The following is a 4,168-nucleotide window of genomic DNA, read 5'->3' as shown; positions in this document are numbered from 1 at the left end:
AGGCGCGTGTCGTAGGCGGCGTCGAGCCGCCGGGCCGACGCACCCTCCGGCGGCGCGGGCTCGAAGGCCTCCGCGCGCGGGCCGGCGCGGACCATCGGCGTGCCGTCGGCACCGGCCAGCACCAGCCAGGCGATCCCCGGCCGCCCGGCGAGCACGGTCTCGAAATAGGCCGCGACGCCCGGCAGGGCATCGAGAGGCACGCCGAGGGAGATCGCCGTCTCGATCGGCGCCGCGACGACGCCGCCCAGCGCGGCGGCCTCCTGCTCCAGCGCAGGGCGGACCTCGCGCTCGAAGGCGGACAGCGCCGCGGCCGAGACGAGCGCGACGCAGGCGAGCAGCATCGCGACCGAGACGGCGACGAGCGTGGCGACGAGGCGCCGGATCACGGGCGCGGTCACGCTGGCGTCTCCTGCCCCGGCGCCAGCGCGACGAGGGCTTCGAGATCGCGCTCCGCCCCGTCGAGCAGCGCCTCGGTCTCGGCGAGGCTGGCGTCGAGCGCGGCGAAGGCGGGCGGCGCGGCGCCGCCCCCGCGCGCGAGGACCTGGCCGAAGGCGTCGAAGTGGCGGCGCACCGGCCGCGCCGCGAGGAAGGTGAGGAGCACGACGAGCGGCACCGCGAGGCCGAGCACGAGCAGCGTCGGGCGCAGCATCCCCAGCGCGATCGCATCGAGCCGTGCGCGGATGCTGTCCCGCGCGTGCCCGAGCAGCAGCGTGCCTTCGGTCTGGCCGAAGCCGTTGACGATGGGGGCGGCGCGCCAGCCGGCGACGATCGCCCCGCTGGCGGCGGCGGCGAGCGCGGGGGGCAGGTCCTCCCCGATCCGGCCGCGCTCGGTGTCGAACAGGATGCGCCCGCGCGCATCGGCGACCAGGGCGCGATGGAGGTCGGCATCGCTCGCCAGCGCGCGCTCGACCAGCGCCTGGCCGCCCGGCACGCCGGGCAGGCGGACGCCCAGGTTGATGCCGCGCTCGAACCCCTCCGCCGCGTCGGCGGCGATGATGCCGAGCACGCGCGCCTGCTGCGCGACCAGAAGGCGCTCGAACTTCAGGTAGTTCAGCACCGCCACCAGCCCGCAGGCGAGCACGAGCAGCAGCCCCAGCAGCAGCGCGACGCGGGAGGCGAAGGAGGACCCGCGCATCAGGACGCGGCCGCGATGGCCCCTTCCGGCAGGGCGGGCAGCAGCGCCTCGCCCAGCAGGTCGAGGTAGTCGGCGGTGGTCACCACTGGCATGGGGCCGCGCAGGAAGGCATCTGCCGCCGCGTCGCCGGGAATGCGCCAGTAGCGCCCGCCAGGATCCTGCGTCGCGCCGATCGGCGCCTGGCCGCGCATCGCGCGGCGCACCGCGCGCGCGGCGAGGACAGCGCCGCCGCGATAGAGTTCCCCCATGTGCCACAGCAACGAGCGTCCCGGCCGCCGCGCGATGCGGTGTTCAGCCAGCACCGCGCCGGTGTCGATGCCGGGATCGACGAGGTGCAGCGTCGCGGCGAGCTCCGCTTCTCCCTCGAGCACCTGCCAGAAGGGCGCGAAAAGGCCGCGATAGCCAGGCAGCGGGCCGGGATGGACGTTCAGGATGCCGCCCGGCACCGCCGCGATCACCGCCCGCGGGAAGATCAGGCTGAAGCGCATGGAGACGACCATGTCCGGCCGCCAGGCGAGCAGGTCCGCCGCGCCGCCGGCAGGCTTGAGGTCAGCGAGCGGCCACCACGCATCCGGGCGCAGGGCGGGCGACAGCCCGGCGCGCTCCTCCGCCGTCGCCGCCAGCAGCGTATCGACGGGGATGTCGCGCTCCAACGCCTTGAGCAGCAGCGGCAGGCGATGGCCCGTCTCGGCGGGCCGCGTGCGTGTGCTGCAGAAGAAGGCGAGTTCCGGCACGGGCACGCCGAGCGCCGTGACGAAGGCGCGCGCGGCAAGCATGCCGAACAGATCCCGCTTCACGCACACCGCGACCCGCACGCCTTCGCCCCCTTGTCCGAGCAGGGGGAGAGTGCGGCGGGGCCGGTAAACAAACCTTCAGCATCTCAGGGCGGCCGGGCCGCCCTCGGCATCAGGCCGCGCGCGCGAAGCGGTCCAGAGCGAAGGGCGCGGGATCGACGATCGGCGGCGCGCCGGTCGCAAGGTCCGCCGCCAGCCGCCCCGCGCCGGGCCCGATGCCGAAGCCGTGGCCGCTGAAGCCGGCCGCCACGACCAGGCCCGGCAGCGCGTCGACCCGCGAGATCACCGGCACGGCATCGGGCGTCGAATCGATCCAGCCGGCCCAGAGCCGCGCGGCGCGGATGCCGGCAAGATCGGGATAGGCGGCGACGATCTCGCGCAGCGCGGGCTCGACGATCGCGCCCTTGGGCTTCGCCTCCAGCACGCGCATGCGCTCGAACACCGTCGGGCGGTCGAAGGACCAGCGCCCGTGCCAGGCGTCCGGTCCCTCGAAGAAGGACCGCCCCAGGCGCAGTTCGACCATCTTCCAGTTGCTGCGCAGGCTGGGAAGGAACTGGCGCGCATAGCGGATGCCGGCGGGCGTCAGTTCCAGGCGCCCGCGTGCGCGGGCGGCGACGAGATACCCGCCATCGAGCAGCGGCGTCAGGATGAAGTCCGGCGTCCGGAGCGGGCCGGGGCTGACCTGGCGTGCCGGGGTGGTCGCGAAGATCGTCGAATGGACGGAGGATTGCGGCATGTCGATGCCGTGCCGCCGGAGGAACATGGACGCCCAGGCGCCGCCCGATAGGATCACGGCGCGGGTGCGGATGCGCCCCTTCTCGGTGAAGACCCCGGCGATGCGCCCGCCTTCGGTGTCCAGCCCACGCGCCGCGCAGGTCTGGTGCAGCGTCACGCCCCGCGCGCGCGCCGCCTTCGCCAGCGCGGGCGCGGCCATGGCCGGTTCCGCCCGCCCGTCGCGGGGGGAGACGATGCCGCCGATCCACTGCTGCTCATTGCCGGGCGTGAGGCGCTTCGCCTCCGCCGCATCGATCAGCCTCGCACCCGTCTGGTAGGGTTGCGCCTTGTCGAGCCAGGCGCGCCACTCCGCCAGTTCCTTCGGATCCTTCGTGACATAGACGAGGCCATTGCGGCGGAAGCCCATATCGGCGCCGATCTCGGCCGGCAGGCTGTCCCACAGCGCCTGGCTGTGCTGCATCAGCGGGATCTCCCGCTCGTCGCGGTTGAAGGTGCGGCACCAGCCCCAGTTGCGGCTCGACTGTTCGCCGGCGACGACGCCCTTTTCGACCAACGCCACCGAGTGCCCGGCCTTGGCGAGGTGAAAAGCTGCCGACACGCCGATGATGCCGGCACCGATGACGACGACATCGGCCGCCTCGGGCAGGCGGTCGTCGCTCTCCACCAGGTCGAGCGCGCGGGTCGCGACCATCAGGTGGTGCTCCCCGGATGGGCGGCACCGGGGACGGCCCGTTCACGCAACCGGGCGACGTGGTGCGTCCCGGCGATGCCGCGACGCGGGGGCGGAAGGCATGGCATGCGGCCCGTCATCGCGGTGCGGGCGGGATATGTCCAGATGGGTTGCGCGCCGCGGGCCATCGGCCGACGCAGGGCGGTGCCCTCCGGCCCCCGCGGCGCCTCGCAGGATGGTCCGCTTCTTGCTGCCTCGCCGCACATGCCGCGCCTTTGCATCGATCGCATATCCATGTCGCATCCGGGCGACGTCTCCGCGGTCGCGGCGCTGCTGGCCTCGGGCAGCGTGGCGGCGGCCGACATCCGGGCGGTCATCGGCAAGACGGAAGGCAATGGCGGGCTCAACGACTTCACCCGCGGCTACTTCATCCAGTCCCTGATGCACCTGCTTGCCGCATGGACAGGCGAGGCACCCGATGCCCTCGCCGCGCGCATTCCCTGCATGCTTTCCGGCGGCACGGAAGGCGTGCTCAGCCCGCATGCCGTCATCCTGTCCGCAACCGAGGCGGGCGAGGCGATCCCTGGCCGGGGCCTCGCCGTCGCCACCGCCTTCGGGCCGACCCTGCAGCCGGATGCCATGGGCACCGACGCGCATATCGCGGCGGTCACCGCCACCGTCCGGCGAGCCATGGCGGAAGGCGGGATCGCCGATCCGGGCCTGGTCTTCGTCAAGACGCCGGCGGGCAGCCTCGCCGGGATGGCGCGGGCCCGCGCATCGGCGGCGCTCGGCGCGGCCGTCGCGCTGGGGGACGTGCCCGCGGCGCGCGCGACG

The 4,168-nt window shown here is 74.3% G+C and carries 5 protein-coding genes; 1 reads left to right on the top strand and 4 read right to left on the bottom strand.

Annotation, left to right across the window (positions count from 1 at the left end):
- The 4 genes from HW577_RS21790 to HW577_RS21775 all read right to left on the bottom strand — a co-directional run.
- Positions 1–398: hypothetical protein (locus tag HW577_RS21790; RefSeq protein WP_198378220.1), on the bottom strand; the 398-nt coding region annotated here is incomplete at its 3' end.
- Positions 395–1,135, bottom strand: coding sequence for a hypothetical protein (locus HW577_RS21785; protein WP_198378219.1), 741 nt, complete (start codon positions 1,133–1,135; stop codon positions 395–397). The genes HW577_RS21790 and HW577_RS21785, both read right to left, overlap by 4 nt.
- On the bottom strand, positions 1,135–1,950 hold the full coding sequence (locus HW577_RS26965; protein WP_198378218.1) for a formyltransferase family protein: 816 nt from the start codon (positions 1,948–1,950) through the stop codon (positions 1,135–1,137). The genes HW577_RS21785 and HW577_RS26965 overlap by 1 nt, the downstream gene beginning before the upstream one ends.
- Positions 1,951–2,041: 91 nt before the next feature.
- Entirely contained in the window at positions 2,042–3,355 is a 1,314-nt protein-coding gene (locus HW577_RS21775) for an NAD(P)/FAD-dependent oxidoreductase (protein ID WP_198378217.1), read from the bottom strand.
- A 273-nt stretch (positions 3,356–3,628) separates the two neighbouring features.
- On the opposite strand from HW577_RS21775, the gene HW577_RS21770 reads away from it, so the two are divergent.
- A partial coding sequence (locus HW577_RS21770) for a ring-opening amidohydrolase (RefSeq protein ID WP_332837778.1) occupies positions 3,629–4,168 on the top strand: 540 nt, incomplete at its 3' end.

The sequence above is a fragment of the Neoroseomonas rubea genome, from assembly GCF_016106015.1.
Taxonomy (GTDB): Bacteria; Pseudomonadota; Alphaproteobacteria; order Acetobacterales; family Acetobacteraceae; genus Neoroseomonas; species Neoroseomonas rubea.
Note: the sequence above shows the minus strand (reverse complement) of the source record. Positions and strands in the feature narration are given on the sequence as shown.

Coding starts and splice junctions, on each gene's coding strand:
- HW577_RS21785 (WP_198378219.1), bottom strand. CDS start 1,135: ATGCGCGGGTCCTCCTTCGCCTCCCGCGTCGCGCTGCTGCTGGGGCTG.
- HW577_RS21775 (WP_198378217.1), bottom strand. CDS start 3,355: ATGGTCGCGACCCGCGCGCTCGACCTGGTGGAGAGCGACGACCGCCTG.